General features: G+C 70.5%; 17 protein-coding genes. 11 read left to right on the forward strand and 6 right to left on the reverse strand.

What is annotated here, in order from left to right; translation table 11 throughout:
• Nucleotides 1-169 precede the first annotated feature (169 nt).
• Together AB0M82_RS25280 and AB0M82_RS25285 are read left to right on the forward strand one after the other, a co-directional pair.
• The gene (locus AB0M82_RS25280) at nt 170-562 is read left to right on the forward strand and encodes a DUF2784 domain-containing protein (RefSeq protein ID WP_364726391.1); all 393 of its coding nucleotides are present in this window, start codon (nt 170-172) and stop codon (nt 560-562) included.
• 81 nt (nt 563-643) lie between these two features.
• Nucleotides 644-1,291, forward strand: a complete 648-nt coding sequence (locus tag AB0M82_RS25285; protein WP_364726393.1) for an RNA methyltransferase — start codon at nt 644-646, stop codon at nt 1,289-1,291.
• On the opposite strand, the gene AB0M82_RS25290 is transcribed toward AB0M82_RS25285, so the two are convergent.
• Both AB0M82_RS25290 and AB0M82_RS25295 read right to left on the reverse strand, forming a co-directional pair.
• The gene (locus tag AB0M82_RS25290; RefSeq protein ID WP_364726396.1) at nt 1,292-2,278 is read right to left on the reverse strand and encodes a cellulase family glycosylhydrolase; all 987 of its coding nucleotides are present in this window, start codon (nt 2,276-2,278) and stop codon (nt 1,292-1,294) included.
• A 96-nt stretch (nt 2,279-2,374) separates the two neighbouring features.
• Complete coding sequence (locus AB0M82_RS25295) at nt 2,375-4,519, reverse strand: molybdopterin-dependent oxidoreductase (protein WP_364726399.1); 2,145 nt, start codon at nt 4,517-4,519, stop codon at nt 2,375-2,377.
• 71 nt (nt 4,520-4,590) lie between these two features.
• Between AB0M82_RS25295 and AB0M82_RS25300 the strand changes: the two genes are divergently transcribed.
• Nucleotides 4,591-5,622 (forward strand): glycoside hydrolase family 76 protein, encoded by a 1,032-nt coding sequence (locus tag AB0M82_RS25300; RefSeq protein ID WP_364726401.1) that lies wholly within the window; start codon nt 4,591-4,593, stop codon nt 5,620-5,622.
• On the opposite strand, the gene AB0M82_RS25305 is transcribed toward AB0M82_RS25300, so the two are convergent.
• The 3 genes from AB0M82_RS25305 to AB0M82_RS25315 all read right to left on the reverse strand — a co-directional run bounded on the left by AB0M82_RS25305 (nt 5,587) and on the right by AB0M82_RS25315 (nt 8,094).
• Entirely contained in the window at nt 5,587-6,111 is a 525-nt protein-coding gene (locus AB0M82_RS25305) for a GNAT family N-acetyltransferase (protein ID WP_364726404.1), read from the reverse strand. The two genes, AB0M82_RS25300 and AB0M82_RS25305, sit on opposite strands and share 36 nt — an antisense overlap.
• Before the next feature lie 9 nt (nt 6,112-6,120).
• A complete protein-coding gene (locus AB0M82_RS25310) occupies nt 6,121-6,987 on the reverse strand; it encodes a substrate-binding domain-containing protein (RefSeq protein ID WP_364726407.1) in 867 nt (288 codons plus the stop codon).
• Between the two features lie 69 nt (nt 6,988-7,056).
• On the reverse strand, nt 7,057-8,094 hold the full coding sequence (locus AB0M82_RS25315) for a LacI family DNA-binding transcriptional regulator (RefSeq protein WP_364726410.1): 1,038 nt from the start codon (nt 8,092-8,094) through the stop codon (nt 7,057-7,059).
• 107 nt (nt 8,095-8,201) lie between these two features.
• Between AB0M82_RS25315 and AB0M82_RS25320 the strand changes: the two genes are divergently transcribed.
• The 8 genes from AB0M82_RS25320 to AB0M82_RS25355 all read left to right on the forward strand — a co-directional run bounded on the left by AB0M82_RS25320 (nt 8,202) and on the right by AB0M82_RS25355 (nt 15,004).
• Nucleotides 8,202-9,218 (forward strand): substrate-binding domain-containing protein, encoded by a 1,017-nt coding sequence (locus AB0M82_RS25320; RefSeq protein WP_364726412.1) that lies wholly within the window; start codon nt 8,202-8,204, stop codon nt 9,216-9,218.
• Nucleotides 9,215-10,231 carry an ABC transporter permease gene (locus tag AB0M82_RS25325; protein WP_364726415.1) on the forward strand — a complete coding sequence of 339 codons (1,017 nt, stop codon included), beginning with the start codon at nt 9,215-9,217 and terminating at the stop codon, nt 10,229-10,231. The genes AB0M82_RS25320 and AB0M82_RS25325 overlap by 4 nt, the downstream gene beginning before the upstream one ends.
• Nucleotides 10,228-11,037 (forward strand): ATP-binding cassette domain-containing protein, encoded by an 810-nt coding sequence (locus tag AB0M82_RS25330; RefSeq protein ID WP_364726418.1) that lies wholly within the window; start codon nt 10,228-10,230, stop codon nt 11,035-11,037. The genes AB0M82_RS25325 and AB0M82_RS25330 overlap by 4 nt, the downstream gene beginning before the upstream one ends.
• A 42-nt stretch (nt 11,038-11,079) precedes the next feature.
• Nucleotides 11,080-11,925, forward strand: coding sequence for a PfkB family carbohydrate kinase (locus tag AB0M82_RS25335; protein WP_364726420.1), 846 nt, complete (start codon nt 11,080-11,082; stop codon nt 11,923-11,925).
• The gene (locus AB0M82_RS25340) at nt 11,922-12,557 is read left to right on the forward strand and encodes a nucleoside/nucleotide kinase family protein (RefSeq protein ID WP_364726423.1); all 636 of its coding nucleotides are present in this window, start codon (nt 11,922-11,924) and stop codon (nt 12,555-12,557) included. The genes AB0M82_RS25335 and AB0M82_RS25340 overlap by 4 nt, the downstream gene beginning before the upstream one ends.
• 2 nt (nt 12,558-12,559) lie before the next feature.
• Nucleotides 12,560-13,300 (forward strand): SDR family oxidoreductase, encoded by a 741-nt coding sequence (locus tag AB0M82_RS25345; RefSeq protein ID WP_364726425.1) that lies wholly within the window; start codon nt 12,560-12,562, stop codon nt 13,298-13,300.
• A 73-nt stretch (nt 13,301-13,373) separates the two neighbouring features.
• Nucleotides 13,374-14,408 carry a 2OG-Fe(II) oxygenase family protein gene (locus tag AB0M82_RS25350; RefSeq protein ID WP_364726428.1) on the forward strand — a complete coding sequence of 345 codons (1,035 nt, stop codon included), beginning with the start codon at nt 13,374-13,376 and terminating at the stop codon, nt 14,406-14,408.
• 182 nt (nt 14,409-14,590) lie between these two features.
• A complete protein-coding gene (locus tag AB0M82_RS25355) occupies nt 14,591-15,004 on the forward strand; it encodes a VOC family protein (protein ID WP_364726430.1) in 414 nt (137 codons plus the stop codon).
• 7 nt (nt 15,005-15,011) lie between these two features.
• On the opposite strand, the gene AB0M82_RS25360 is transcribed toward AB0M82_RS25355, so the two are convergent.
• Nucleotides 15,012-15,686, reverse strand: coding sequence for a DedA family protein (locus AB0M82_RS25360; RefSeq protein ID WP_364726432.1), 675 nt, complete (start codon nt 15,684-15,686; stop codon nt 15,012-15,014).
• Nucleotides 15,687-15,691 lie beyond the last annotated feature (5 nt).

Consider the following 15,691-nt stretch of genomic DNA (forward strand, 5'->3'; position numbering starts at 1 on the left):
CGCGAAGCGCCCACCGGAATTTCCACCGGGCGTAACGCCTCCGTCACCGCCCAGGTGAACGGGTTGCTCCGGTGGGGTTAAACATCACACACCGGGGCACTCTTGAGGGCGGCCTGATCCGATCACCGGAGTAAAGTCGCTGGTAGGGGGATCGGTGGAGGGGGGTGCGATGGCGAAGTTCCTGGCCGAGGTCACCGTCGTGGTGCACATCCTGGCTCTCGTGCTCATCGGCTTGGGTGGCTTCCTCGCGTGGCGGTGGCCGAAGCTGATCTTCGTCCACATGCTCGCGGTGGTCTGGGGCATCCTGGTCAACGTGGCGCCAGTGCCGTGCCCGTTCACCGCGCTGGAGAACTACTTCCGGCACCAGCAGGGCCTCGGCGACCTGCCCGGCGGGTTCAACGCCTACTACCTCTACGGCACGGTGTTCCCGCAGTCGTGGCTGCCGGCGATCGGCATCGCCGCGATCGTGGTGGTCGTGTACTCCTACGTCGGCGTGTACCACCGCTGGCGCCACCGCGACCACAGCGAGGACGCCCGGGCGCACCGGGTCCGCCTCGGCTAGGCGACAATCGTCGGTGTGAGCACACCGCAAACCTTTCGGGGGTCCGGGTGGCGGAGCCCCCGGCCCGGGGCGGAGCCCCGGATGTCGCAGCCTGGACCCACCGAGTGGGTGGCCCGCGAAGAGGTCGGCGTCGGCCCGTGGCCGGGTGACTGGCCGTCGGACGAGCGGTACGACCCGGAGCTGCTGCGGGACGGCGACCGCCGCAACGTCGTCGACGCCTACCGCTACTGGCGCCGCGAGGCGATCGTGTCCGATGTGGACAGTCGGCGGCATCCGTTCCACGTCGCGATCGAGAACTTCCAGCACGACCACAACATCGGCACCGTGGTCCGCACGGCCAACGCGTTCGCCGCCGCCGAGGTGCACATCGTCGGCCGCCGCCGCTGGAACCGGCGCGGGGCCATGGTGACCGACCGCTACCAGCACCTCCGGCACCACGACGACGTCGAAGGCCTGGTGGCGTTCGCCGTGGAGCAGAGCCTGGCCGTCGTCGCGGTGGACAACACGCCGGGAGCCCGGCCGGTGGAGACGGCCGAGATCCCGCGCGAGTGCGTGCTGCTGTTCGGCCAGGAAGGCCCGGGCCTGTCCGAAGTCGCGCAGTCGGCCGCGTCGCTGGTCGTGTCGATCGCGCAGTTCGGCACGACCCGCTCGATCAACGCGGGTGTCGCGGCCGGGATCGTCATGCACGCCTGGATCCGGCAGCACGCCGATCTCGGCCGCGCCTGGTGACTACAGGCCCCAGCCCCATCGCAGCTGGGCGACGCCCGTCGCGTTGTTCACCGCGAGCCCGCCGCCGGTCTGCCGCGTGATCGAATACGTGTCGCCCGAGCGCAGGCCGGGCCAGTAGACGACGCCCATCTGCCGGGACCTGGTCAGGTCGGTGGTGGCGGCGAAGTACGCGGTGAAGTTGTTGCCGTCCTGGTGCCCGGCGGAGTAGTCCAAACCGGTCGTCATCGGGGCGCCTGCCTCGTCGATGATGGTGCGGGACGAGTACGACCCGAGCCGGTTGCTGAGGTTCGTGGTCCACGCCGAGCGGGTCGTGTCCGAGGCCCAGAAGCCGTAGAAGTGCAGCGAAAGCAGCGTGCCGTTCAACGCGCTCGCCGCGCCGACGCCGGTGACGTTGTCGTTGTAGCCGGTGCCGCTGATCAGGACCCGGCCGCGGGGGATGTTCGAGTGCCGGGACAGCCAGGTCGAGCAGAGCGACACCCAGGAGTTCAGGCTGTAGCCGAACGGCTCGTTCATCGGCTCGAAGTACACGTTGCCGTTGCCGCCGTAGTCGGCGGTCACCTTGTCCCACATGGTGTTCCAGGCGCCTCCGTCGTCGACGAAGCCGTCCTTGTTCGCTTCCCAATAGCCGAAGATGACCTTCATGCCATGGGAGAGGGCCGAGTCGGCGGCGCCCTTGTACCGCCCCCACCAGTCCGAGTTGACGCTCTGCGGGTTGATCGGCAGCCGCACGGTGTTCGCGCCCAGTTTCTGCTGGAAACCGGTGATGATGCCGTCCGCCTTGGTGCGGACGCTGTCGTAGCTGTCCCCGGCGGTGAGGCCGGTCGGGATCACCCAGCCGTCCACGTAGTTGTCGCGGGCGTCCGCCCAGTTGACGCCGCGGAACGCGTTCGTGGCGGCGGTGGCGCTGTGCGGAACGGCGAGCAGGGGGACAGTGAGTGCCGCGGTCATCGCGGCGCGTAGCCAGATGCGGGTGCCAAAGCGCTTCATACGAACTCCGATGTCCGAGGGGCGCGCGGGTGAAGATCGATGTTTACGTCAACATCGGAGCCGAGAATGCGTCAGCGCCCACACCGGTGTCAAGCGTCAGGCCGGGGCGACCTCGACCGGAATTCCGTTCAGCACGGACGTTCCGGACGGAACGTCCAGCAGCGTCTCGTCGGCGACCAGGTTCGAGTTGACCCCGGGGTTCGCGTGCGCCACCCGCATCCGCGAGCCGTCGACGTCGTGACCCCAGCCGTGCGGGATGCTGATCACGCCCGGCCGGACCTCGTCGGTCACCTCCACCGGCACCTCGAGCTTGCCGGCGCGCGAGGTCACCGACGCGAGCCCGCCGTCGGTGAGGCCGAGGCGCGTCGCGTCGGCGGGGTGCACCTGCACGGTGCACCGGTTGCCGCCGCGGACGAGCGGTTCCAGGTTGTGCATCCACGAGTTGTTCGAGCTCAGGTGCCGTCGCCCGATCAGCACGAGTCCGTCGTCGGGCGCCTTCGCGAGTTCGTCACGCAGCCGCGGGACGTCGGCGACGACCGGCGCGGGCGCCAGCTCGATCCGGCCGGACGCGGTGCACAGCACCTCGGGGATCCGCGGCTTCAACGGCCCGAAGTCCAGCCCGTGCGGCGCGGCTTCGAGGTCGGCCAGCGTGACGTCGTAGGGGCCGGCGCGCAGCAGCAGGTCGACCAGCCGGGCAGGTCCGGTGCGGTCTCCGGCGACGCTGACCTCCAGCTGGTTCCGGCGCGCGGTCTCGGCGGCGACGAAGTCGTCCAGCGCCGCGACGTCCGCCTCGGGGCCCTGGCCGGTGACGATGCCGGTGAGCCGCAGCATGGTCTCCCACTCCTGCGGCAGCTCCGACGGCAGCGTCGCGGGCGTCCAGTTGGCGACGTTGCGGATCGAGAGCTGGTAGAACGCCAGGTCGAAGTGCGGGCGCTCGAGCGGCGACGGGCCGGGCAGGATGACGTCGGCCTGGCGCGACGTCTCGTTGAGGTAGACGTCGACGGAGATCATGAAGTCGAGGTTCTCCAGCGCCGCGGCCAGCCGTCCGGCGTTCGGCGTGCTCAGGCAGGGGTTGCCGCTGACGGTGATCAGCGCGCGGACCTGGCCGTCGCCCGGGGTTTCGATCTCGTCGGCGAGCGTCGCGACCGGCAGTTCGCCGACGACCTCGGGGTAGCCGCGCACGCGGCTGCGCCAGCGCCCGACCGCGAACGGCCGCCGGTTCCCGGTGGGCTGGCACGCCGCCAGCGGGAACATCGCGCCGCCCGGCTCGTCGAGGTTGCCGGTGAGCACGTTGAGGACGTCGACCAGCCAGCTCGCGACCGTGCCGAACGTCTGGGTGGTGGTGCCGATCCGGCCGTAGACCACGGCGTTTTCGGCGTCGGCCAGTTCGCGCGCCATCCGGCGGATTTCGGCGGCGTCGATGCCGGTGCGCGGCGCGACGGCTTCCGGCGTGAACGGCTGCGCCAGCGCGCGGACGTCGTCGAGGCCGTTGAGGTGCCCGGCGAGGCGGCCCAGCGTGACGCGGTCCTCCGCGAACAGGACGTTGACCAGGGCGAACAGCAGCAGCGCGTCGGTGCCGGGCCGGATGGCGTGGTGCTCGTCGGCGAACCGCGCGGTGCGCGTGCGGCGCGGGTCGACGACGACGATCTTGCCGCCGCGGTCGCGGATCGCGCGCAGCCGCCCGCGGATGTCCGGCGCGGTCATCAGGCTGCCGTTGGAGACGAGCGGGTTGGCGCCGAGGACGAGCAGGTGCCGCGTCCGGTCGAGGTCGGGGACGGGGATGGCGAGCGGGTCGCCGAACAGGGTGCCGGAGGAGAAGTGCTTCGGCATCTGGTCGACCGAGGTCGCGCTGTAGAAGTTCTTGGTGCCCAAGGCTTTGTAGAGCACGCGGCTGTAGAGCGTCAGCGCGATGTTGTGGACGCCGGGGTTGCCCGCGTATACCGCGACGGCGTCACGGCCGTGCTTCTCGAGGATCGGCGGGAGCCGCCGGGCGATCTCGTCGTAGGCCTCCTGCCAGCTGACCTCGACGAACTCGCCGTCGCGCTTGAGCAGCGGCGCGGTCAGCCGGTCGGGGTCGTGGTGCAGCGCGCCGAGCGACGCGCCCTTGGGGCAGATGTAGCCCTTCGAGAAGACGTCCTTCTCGTCGCCTCGCACGCGCGTGACCTGCTGGTTTTCGTCGAGGGTCACCTCGAGGCCGCAGGTCGCTTCACACAGCGGGCAGGTGACGTGTGCTGTGGTCATGGGCACCTCGCAGGCCATCGGGTCCTCCAACATACCGAGCGGTATGTCGGTGGGCAAGGCAAAATCGCGACATGGACGTCTCGGCTGCCGAACGCGCGGTGACTGTACGGCAGCTGCGTCGCGTCTGGGCGCTGCCGGCCACGGTGCTCGGCCGCAGCGGCTGGCCGTCGACGGCGGGCCAGCGGCTGCACTGGCACTGGAACTACTGGTGGCAGGCTCACCTGCTGGACACGTTGGTGGATGCCCAGCTGCGTGCGCCTTCGCCGGCCCGGCTCGCGTTGATCCGCGCGTTCGTGCGTTCGGTGCGGCTGCGCAACTTCGGCCGCTGGACCAACGACTACTACGACGACATCGCGTGGCTCGGCCTTGCGCTGCAACGGGTTTCGTCGCTGGGTATCGACACCGGCCCGGCGCTGGCGGCGATCGACACGCAGTTGCTGTCGGGCTGGACATCGGCGGCGGGCGGCGGAATCTGGTGGCGCCGAGGCGACGACTTCAAGAACGCCCCGGCCAACGGCCCGGCCGCGATCTTCCACGCCCGGTCGGGAAATCTCGTTCGCGCGCGCTCGATGACGGACTGGATGTCGTCCACGTTGGTCGACCCCGCGTCCGGTCTCGTGTGGGACGGGATCCGGGCCGGCACGGGCGAACTGGTGAAGCACATTTACACGTACTGCCAAGGGGTGTACCTCGGCGCGTGCCTTGAGTTGTCCTCAGTGGACGAAGCAGCGCGGACGGTCCGGGCGGTGGCCGAACACCTCGCCCCCGGCGGGGTGCTCCGCGGCCAAGGCGGCGGCGACGGCGGGCTGTTCGCGGCGATCCTGGCGCGGTACCTGGCGTTGGCGGCACGAGCTTTGCCGGGTCCGGAGGCCGCGGTGGCGCGTTCTCTGGTGCTTCAGTCGGCCTCAGCCTGCTGGTCCGGCGCTTCCGAAACCCCCGACGGGCCGTTGTTCAGCGCGTACTGGGACCGTCCGGCACCAGGGGTGCCGCTGCCGGAGGACGCGCCGGAGCGGGACATGTCGGTCCAGGTGGGCGGCTGGATGCTCCTCGAAGCCGCGGCGACACTGTCACCAGACGTCGCCGGCCCGCCAGTCGGCGGTTAACTCGCCGTCGAGGTCCAGCGGCGCCTTGCCCGGGAACACGTACACGCCGCCGTCCTCGTCCGCGGTGCGCTGGATACCCGTGGGCGTCAGCGCGAACGTCGGTCCCCGCCACTGCTGCCAACCCCTGCGCTCGTACAGCACGACCGCCTCCTCCGAGGCACTCAACGCCCCGAGGTCGTAGCCGGGCAGCAGGGCTTCCAGTGACGCCATCATCGCGCCGGCGACACCCCGCCGCCGGTGGTCCGGATGGACGGCCACCCCTTCGACGTACCCGGCTCGCAGCACGCGCGAGCCATGCAGGAGACGTCGCTGCACCAGGGCCGCGTGGCCGATCAACCCGTCGGCGTCGAAGGCCAGTGCGTGGATCCCGCCGAGCCCGTTCTCCCAGTCCGTGTCGGTGAAGTCGCCGTCGAAGGCGTCGTCCAGGAGGTTGCGTGCGGTGACGAGCGTCGCGGAAGGGAGGTCAGCGGTGTGCGCGAGCCGGATCACCGCACCAGTTCAGCAGCCGCAGGAAGCGCCGTGCAGGAACTTCGGTGCCAGGTGGACCGACTCCGCCGGCCGGTCCGGGTCCGCCATTCTCGACAGCAGCATCTGCACCGCCCGGCGGCCGATCTCGGCCGCCGGCTGGGCCAGTGTCGTCACCGCCGGGCTCACCCGGCGGGCCCAGTCCATGTCGCCGTAGCCGACCACCGCCAGCTCCGAGCCGATCCGGATGCCCCGGCGGTGGGCCTCGTACTGGACGCCCACCAGCATCGATTCGTCCGCCACCACCAACGCCGTCGGCGACGGCCAGCCGTCCAGGAGCTTGGCCGTCGCGCGGACCGCGCCGCCCGAAGTCGACAAACCGCACTCCACCAGTTCGCGGTTCCAGCGCAGCCCGGCCCGTGCCAGGCCCAGCCGGTACCCGCGGACGCGCTCGCGGCTGACCTCCAAGCCGTCGTCACCCGAGATCAAGCCGATCTTCCGGTGCCGCCGCTCCGTCAGGTGCCTCACCAGCGACGCCACCGCGTGCACGTTCTCCGTGCCCACCTGGTCGACGTCGTTGCGGGCGGCCACCCGGTCCACCAGCACCGTCGGCACGCCCATCCGCACCAGGCCGTTGATCACCGCTTCGTCGCCGGGCGCGGGCACCAGCAGCACGCCGTCCACCAGGTCCGCGCGCAGCGCGTGCATCACCGCGGTTTCGTCGCTGACGGTGTCCTCGGTGTCGGACAGCATGACGTCGCACCCCGCCTGCGCGGCGGCCGCCCTGATCGAGCGCAGCAGCTCACCCGAGTACGGGTTCGCGTGTACCCCCATCGCGACGCCGATCCGGAAGGTGACCGGGGGGTCCCACAACCGGAGCTCTGGCGAAAGTACGGTCATAAGCCCTCGCAGACGCTCAGCCGAAAGGTATCCGCTGAACGGCCACGCGGTGCTGCTGAGCACCCAGAATCACTGAGGTGAGTGAACGGGTGGGCAGCCGCACGACTCACGGTGACGCAGAGTGGGCGCCAACCGCACCGTTTCGGCCTTGCGAGCCGGGTCGTTGATCCGGGCCAGCAGCAGCCGCACCGCCTGCCGGCCGATCTCCTCGATCGGCTGCGCCATCGTCGTCAGCGGCGGGTCGACCAGGTCCGCCCACTCGACTTCGTCGTAGACCACCACCGGCAGGTCGCGCCCGATCCGCAGCCCGCGCCGCCGCGCCTCGTGCAGCACCCCGACCATCATGCTGTCGTTCGCGACGACCAGCGCCGTCGGCGGCGCGGGCAGCGCCAGCAGTGTGCTCAACGCCAGCGCGCCGCCCTCGCGTGAGGAGTTTCCGCAGGCCACGAGGTCGGACGACCAGGTGAGGCCGGACCGGCCGAGCCCCAGCCGGTAGCCGAGCACGCGCTCCTCGCTCGTCGACAGCCCGGGGATGCCGCTGATCATCCCGATCCGCCGGTGCCCGAGCGTGGCCAGGTGCGCGGTCAGCGCCGACGTCGCCTGGATGTTCTCCGAGCCGACCTGGTCGACGTCGGTGCGGGTGGCCAGCCGGTCGATCAGCACCGTCGGCACGTCGAGGGACACCAGCTCGCTGATCACCGGGCCGTCGCCGGGTGCCGGGGTGATCAGCAGGCCGTCGACGCGACGGGAGCGCAGCGCCCGCACGGTGTCACGCTCCGTGTCCGCCGTGTCGTGCGTGTCGGCCAGCAGGACGGTGTACCCGTGCGCCGACGCCTCCCGCTCGATCGCCTGCATCAGCGTCGCGAAGTACGGGTTGGCGACCAGGGAGATCGCCATCCCGATCGACCGGGTCCCGCCGGTGACCAGCGACCGGGCGATCGCGTCGCCGGTGTAGCCGGTCGCCTCGATCGCCCGCAGCACGGCCGCCTTCGTGTCCTCCGCGACCGCGCGCGTCCCGTTCACCACGTGCGAGACGGTGGTGATCGAGACGCCGGCGAGCTCGGCGATGTCTCGCTGGGTCGGCCGCGAAGATCTCGGCTGGGGCATCCCAATCCTTTCCGGCAAGCGTTTGCGCAAACGCTTGCGCCCACGGAGCAGTCTTGTCTACCTTCCCGACCATCGGCAAGCCTCGGACCAGTAAAGGGCAGGAACCCATGAGACAGCGAAGTCTCACCGCGGTCGTGCTGGCCGCCGTCCTCGCCGCGACGACCGGCTGCACGGTCGAGCGCCATTGGGGCGGCAACACCAGCACCGGCGGGAGCGGCAAAGCGAAGGTCGGCCTGGTCACCAAGACCGACACCAACCCCTACTTCGTGGCGCTGCGCGACTCGGCCAGAGCCACCGCGCAGGCCAACGGCGCCGACTTCAGCGCGCTCGCCGGCCAGTTCGACGGCGACAACGACGGCCAGGTCCGCGCCATCGAGAACCTTGTGCAGCAGGGCGCGAACACCATCCTCATCACGCCCAGTTCGTCCACCGGCGTGCTGAAGGCGATCAAGGACGCCCGCGACGCCGGGATCCTCGTCATCGCGCTCGACACCGCGACCGAGCCGCCGGACGCCGTCGACGCCACCTTCGCCACCGACAACTTCGCGGCCGGCCAGCAGCAGGGCGCGTACGTCAAGGCCGCGCTCAACGGCACACCGCCCAAGCTGCTGATGGTCGACGGCACGGCGGGCAGCTCGGTCGACACCCAGCGCCACGGCGGCTTCCTCAAGGGCATCGGGCTGACCGACGGCTCACCCGAGATCAAGGGGCACACCGCGGCCAACGGTGACCAGAGCCTCGCCCAGCAGGGCATGGAGAACCTGCTGCAGCGCACCACCGACATCAACGCCGTCTACTCCATGAACGAGCCGATGGGCCGCGGCGCGAACGCGGCGCTGAAGGCCCGCGGGCTCACCGGCCAGATCGTGATGGGCTCGATCGACGGCGGCTGCGAAGGCGTCCAGAACGTCAAGGACGGCCTCTACGCGGCGACCGTCATGCAGTTCCCGAAGAAGATGGCCGAACAGGGCGTGCTTGCCGCCGTCGAGTACGCGAAGACCGGGAAGAAGCCGACGGGCTTCGTCAACACCGGGTCCGCCGTGATCACCGACAAGCCCGTGCCCGGCGTCGAGAGCCACGACACCGCGTGGGGCCTGCAGAACTGCTGGGGAGGCGCGCAGTGACATCCACAAACGCGACGACGGCCACCGTCGCCCGTCCGTCCACAAAGGAACGTGCGTCGCTCGGCGAGTTCCTCCTCCGCGCCCCCGCGGTCGGCCCGGCGCTCGCGCTGGTCGTCGCGATCGTGGTGTTCTCGCTGTCCACGGACACCTTCTTCGACCTCGACAACCTGTCCACCGTGGTCCAGCAGTCCCTCGTCGTGGGGACGCTCGCGCTGGGCCAGACGCTCGTCATCCTCATCGCGGGCATCGACCTGTCCAACGCGTCCTCGATGGTCGTCGCGACGCTGATCATGGCGAAGCTCGCCGCCGCCGGCACGAACGGTTTCGTCGCGCTCCTGGCCGGGGTCGTGCTGACGATCATCGTCGGCATCTTCATCGGTTCGCTCGCCACGCGGATCAAGCTCCCGGCGTTCATCATCACGCTCGGCACCTTCACCATGCTGACCGCGGTGTCCAAGCTGATCGCCGGCGGCCAGGCCGTGCCGGTGACCGACGGGCTGCTGCAGTGGCTCGGCACCAAGCGCTACCTCTTCGGCGGCATCCCCATCACCTACGGCATGACGCTGGCGCTGCTCATGTACCTCGGGGTCTGGTACGCGCTGACGAAAACGGCGTGGGGCAAGCACGTCTACGCCGTCGGCAACGCGCCGGAGTCCGCGCGGCTGTCCGGCATCAAGGTCAACCGCACGGTGCTGTCGGTGTACATCGTCGCCGGGCTGGCCTTCGGCATCGCCGCGTGGCAGGCGCTCGGCCGGACGCCGAACGCCGACCCGAACCAGTTCCAGCTCGGCAACCTCGACTCGATCACCGCCGTCGTCCTCGGCGGGACGAGCCTCTTCGGCGGCCGCGGCTCGGTGCTCGGCACGTTGATGGGCGCGCTGGTCGTGGCGGTGCTGCGGTCCGGGTTGACGCAGATGAACGTCGACGGCAACTACCAGGACCTCGCCACCGGCGCCCTGCTCATCGCCGCCGTCGTGGTGGACCGGATCGCGAGGAGGCAGCAGCAGTCATGAGTGAACCGATCCTCCAGGCCCGTGGACTGGTGAAACGCTACGGCCGGGTGACCGCCATCGACGGCGCCGACTTCGACCTGCTCCCCGGCGAGGTGCTCGCCGTGGTCGGCGACAACGGCGCCGGGAAGTCGTCGCTGATCAAAACCCTGTCCGGGGCCGTGGTCCCGGACGAAGGGGAGATCAAAGTGGACGGTCAGACCGTCCACTTCAAGACCCCGTTGGACGCCCGGCACTACGGGATCGAGACGGTGTACCAGGATCTCGCCGTCGCGCCCGCGCTCGACATCGCGTCGAACATGTTCCTCGGCCGCGAGAAACGCCTCGGCGGCGCGTTCGGGCTGTTCCGCAAGCTCGACACCGCCACCATGCGGACCGAGGCGCAGCGGATCCTCGACGAGCTGGGCATCAACATCAAGAGCATCACCCAGCCCGTGGAAACCCTCTCCGGCGGCCAGCGCCAGGGCGTCGCCGTGGCCCGCGCGGCCGCGTTCGGCACCAAGGCCGTGATCATGGACGAGCCCACCGCCGCGCTCGGCGTCGCCGAGTCCGGCAAGGTCCTCGACCTGATCGGCCGGATCCGCGACCGCGGCCTGCCGGTGGTGCTGATCAGCCACAACATGCCGCACGTCTTCGACATCGCCGACCGCATCCACGTGCACCGCCTCGGCAAGCGCGTCGCGGTCGTCTCGCCGAAGACGCACTCGATGAACCAGGTCGTCGGCCTGCTCACGGGTGCGCTGCGGCTCAACGAGAACGGCGAGGTCGAAGAGGCCGCGGCCGCGACCCACGTGGCCGGGCTCAGCTGAATGGGCCCTCGGCGGGAAAGAGTGCCTCGGGCCGGAGTGAGAGTGCTGCTGGCGGGACTGTGCACCGTGGACGTCGTCCAGCGGGTCGCGGAGCTTCCGGCGCCGGGTGAGAAGGTGCAGTCACTCGCGGTGGACGTCGCGGCCGGTGGGCCCGCGACGAACGCCGCGGTGACGGCCGCCGCGCTCGGCGCCGAGGCGACCTTGCTGACCGTCCTCGGTGCGCACCCGCTGGCAGCGCTCGCCCGAGCGGACCTCGACGCGCACGGCGTGCGCGTCATCGACCTGGCCCCCGACCTGCCCGATCCGCCGCCGGTCAGCGCGGTCGCCGTCCGCGAGCGCGACGGCGAGCGCACGGTCGTCTCCCGCAACGCCGAAGGCGCCACTTTCATAGGGAAAGCTCCACTTTTTGAGGCTGGTGGGGCTGATGTGGTGCTCGTTGACGGGCACCACCCGGAACTTGCGCTTGCCGTCGCGAAGGCAGCCAGGGCCGAGGGGGTGCCCGTCGTGCTCGACGCCGGGAGCTGGAAGCCGGTGCTCGACGACCTTCTGCCGCTGGTCGACATCGCCGCCTGCTCCGCGCACTTCACCGCGCCGGAACCCGGACTGCACCAGCGCGGCGTACCGACCGTGATCACCACCGCGGGGCCGGCTCCGGTCCGGTGGTCCACAGCGGACGGGCGTTCCGGAGAGGTGCCCGTCCCGCCTGTCGAAGCGAGGGACACACTGGGGGCGGGCGACGTCTGGCACGGCGCGCTCGCCGTCGCCGTGACGCGCGAACGCACGGTGCCGGACCGGATTCGCTTCGCCAACGAGGTGGCCGCCGAACGGGTGCGGCATGTGGGACCGCGGTCGTGGACGACCGCGATCGCAGGAAGGAACACGACATGACGGCGTTCGACGATCTGCTGGTCAGGGCCGAGGGGCTGACGGTGCGCGGGCAGCGCAACGTGCTCGGCATCGTGGGCGCGCCCGCGTCCGGCAAGACCACGCTGGCCTGGGCGCTGGCGAACGCGCTCGGCTCGCGTGCCGCGGTGGTCGGCATGGACGGCTTCCACCTCGCGCAGGTCGAACTGCGCCGGCTGGGCCGGGTCGAGCGCAAGGGAGCGCCGGACACGTTCGACGCCGCCGGCTACTGCCACATGATCCGCCGCCTCGCCGAAGGCCGCGAGACGGTGTACGCGCCGGAATTCCGCCGCGAGATCGAGGAGCCGATCGCCGGGGCGGTCCCGGTCGCGCCCGAGGTCCAGCTGGTCATCACCGAAGGCAACTACCTGCTGCTGCCGGACGACCCGTGGAGCGGCATCCGGCCGCTGCTCACCGAGGCCTGGTTCCTCGCGCCGGACGAGCCCGAGCGGATCGAACGCCTGGTGTCGCGCCACCGCCGTTACGGCCGTTCGCTGGTCGAGGCCCGGCAGCGCGCGCTCGGCTCGGACCAGCGCAACGCCGACCTCATTTCGCAGACCCGGGACCGCGCGGACCTGGTGCTGGAGAACCTGCCCCTGGCCAACTTCGCGATCTGACGATGACGCTCATCGTCACCGGCGGGAGCCGGGGGATCGGGGCGGCCATCTGCTCGTTGGCGGGTTCGCGCGGCTACGACGTCGTCGTGAACTACTCCGGCGACCCGGAGCCCGCCGAGGACGTCGCCGCGCAGGTGCGTGCGCACGGCCGTCAGGCGCTGGCCTTCCGCGCGGACGTCTCCGTGGAGGACGACGTCCGCGCGCTGTTCGACGCGGCCGCCGCGCTGGGGCCGGTGAACGCGCTGGTCAACAACGCCGCGATCGTCGGCAACACCCCCGGGCGGCTCGACTCCTACGACGTCGAGGTCGTCCGGCGGACCCTCGACGTCAACGTCACCGGCGTGTTCCTGTGCTGCCGCGAGGCGGTCCGCCGGATGTCGGACCGGTACGGCGGCGCGGGCGGGGCGATCGTCAACATCTCGTCGACGGCCGCGCGCACCGGGTCGGCCGGGGAGTGGGTGCACTACGCCGCGTCCAAAGCCGCCGTCGACACCCTGACCCTCGGGCTCGCGCAGGAGGTCGCGGGCGAAGGCGTGCGGGTCAACGCCGTCGCGCCGGGGATGATCCACACCGGGCTGCACGAGGCCGCCGGCCTGCCGGGGCGGCTCGAGAAGTACGCGCGGCAGATCCCGATGGGCCGCGCCGGGCAGCCGGCCGAGATCGCCGAAGCGGTGTTGTTCCTGCTGTCGCCGGCCTCGTCGTTCACCACGGGCGCCGTACTGGACGTCGGTGGCGGCCGCTGATCCTTCTGAACCGGCATTTCCTGCTATTCGTGTGGTGCACGTTCCCGAATACCGGGCGAAAGGGTGAACAGGAATGACCGCGTTGCGTACGTTCGAGCTGCCTGTTTCGATGAGTGGGACGACGGTTGATCGAATACTCGGCCGTCAACTGGTCCGCACCTGGGAGACCGACGGGATCTTCCAGGTCGCGGCCACGACCGAGCAGGACCGGATCACCGGGGAAGCGCTTGCCGAAAGCAGGCGGTTCTTCGCGAGACCCCTACCGGAAAAAGCGATGTTCGTCAGCGATCTGACCTACAGCGGCTACATCGCCTCCGGGGAAGAAGTGACCGCGGGCGAAGCCGACTTCTCCGAAATCTTCACCGTTTGCCCGGACATCCCGCTCGACGACCCCCGCGTCACCGAAGCCTGGCCGTGCCACGGACCGGTGCCGTGGCCGGACGATGGCTACCGGACGGTGATGAAGGCCCACCTCCGGGAGGTCGGGGAAATCGGCGAGAAGATCCTGCGGCTCGTCGCGCTCGGGCTGGGCCTCGAGGCCGACCGGCTGACCCGCCTCACCCGCGACGGCTGGCACCACATGCGCGTGCTGCGGTTCCCCTCCCGGTCCGCGACGACCGAACGCGGGATCGGCGCGCACACCGACTACGGCCTGCTCGTGATCGCCGCGCAGGACGACGTCGGCGGTCTCCTCGTCCGGCCGCCGGTGCCCGGGGAACACCGCAACCGCAACTGGCTGCCGCAGGAGAGCACGGCGGGGATGTACCAGGACGACGAGCCGTGGCACTTCGTCGAACCCGAGCCAGGAGTGTTCACCGTCTTTCCCGGCGACATCCTGCAGTTCCTCACCGGCGGCAGGCTGCTGTCGACACCGCACAAGGTCCGGCTGGCGCCGCGGGAGCGGTACACGCTGGCGTACTTCCACGAGCCGTCGTTCGGCGCCACCGTCCGGCCGCTGACGGGAGGTGAGGAGTCCATTCACTACGGCACGCACTTCACGAACATGTTCACCCGCTGCTACCCCGACCGGGTGACGACGCAGCGCATCAACCGGGAACGACGCCTGATCACCCTCGAGCGCCTCCGGGCCCGGAGCCTGGATGCCTGACTGCTACCGTCGGTCGCCATCCGTAAGGCCGGGGTGACCGGCGGTAGGGTATTTCCGGAGGATGAGACGTCCGGAGACGGCGAGATCACGATTGGCCGGGGAACTTGGTCACCGAGGTTTTGGCTCCGTCGCGCTGTGCGACTCTGATGAAGCCGCCACGCGAAAGGACGGCTTCGACAGCCATGGCAAAACTCATGTCCGTGCACCACCTGGCGCTCACCGTGACCGACGTGGACCGTAGCGTGCCCTGGTACGTCCGCGTCCTCGACCTCGAGGAGGTCACCCGGCGCGAAGAGCCGGACACGGGACTGCGCAAGGTCCTGCTGCGGTCCGCCGGGGACGAGTTCTCCGTGGTGCTGGTGCAGCACGCGGACACCGGCAGACGCGGGTTCGACGAGCGCCGGACGGGGCTCGACCACGTCGCCTTCAAGGTGGGGTCGGTCGCCGAGCTGGCCGAATGGGAGAGCCGGCTCGCCGAATTCGGCGTCTGGTCCCAGCCGGCCGCGCCGTCACGCACCTTCGAAGGCTCGCGCGTCATCGTGTTCCGCGACCCCGACGGCATCCAGCTCGAGATCTGGGCCGACCCGGAGCTTTGAGCGGGCTTCAGGCGCGGGCGTTGCTGTCGTCCGGCTCGTCCACCGGACGGCGCATCTCCTGGCGATAGCGCACCACGCCGAAGCCGGTCCCGAAGACGAAGAACGCGACGCTGACCCACAGCGCGACCGTCTTCAGCCACGGCAGCGCGTCGAGCAGGCCGGCGCCGTAGTAGCCGAGCAGCACGAGCGTCGGCACCCAGAGCAGCCCGCCGAGCGCGGTCGCCGCCATGAACCGGCGCGGGTCCATCCGCGCGGCCCCGGCGATCAGCGGCGCCAGTGTGCGGATCCACGGGATCCACCGGGCCGCCACGATCGCGAAGAAGCCCTTCCGGTCCAGGAACCGCTGCGCGCGTTCGAGGTTGTGCCGGTTCAGCACCTTCCCGTCGCGGCGCGCGATGAGCTTGGTGCCGCCGGTGCGTCCGATGTAGTAGCCGATCTGGTTGCCGAGCACGGCGACGATCAGCGCGGCCCCCGACAGGAACCACGCGTTCGCGTCCGAACCGTGCTGTGCCAGCACCACGCCGGCCCCGAACAGCAACGAGTCGCCGGGCAGGAACAGCCCGATGATCAGCGCGCATTCGACCAGCACGAAGCTCAGCACGATCACCCAGACGAGCAGCGGCCCGGCGGTGTCCAGCCAGCTCACGCCGACGCCCGCGGCCTCGATGCTCACGACGTTCACACCTG

This window comes from Amycolatopsis sp. NPDC051128 (genome assembly GCF_040682715.1).
Classification (GTDB): Bacteria; Actinomycetota; Actinomycetes; order Mycobacteriales; family Pseudonocardiaceae; genus Amycolatopsis.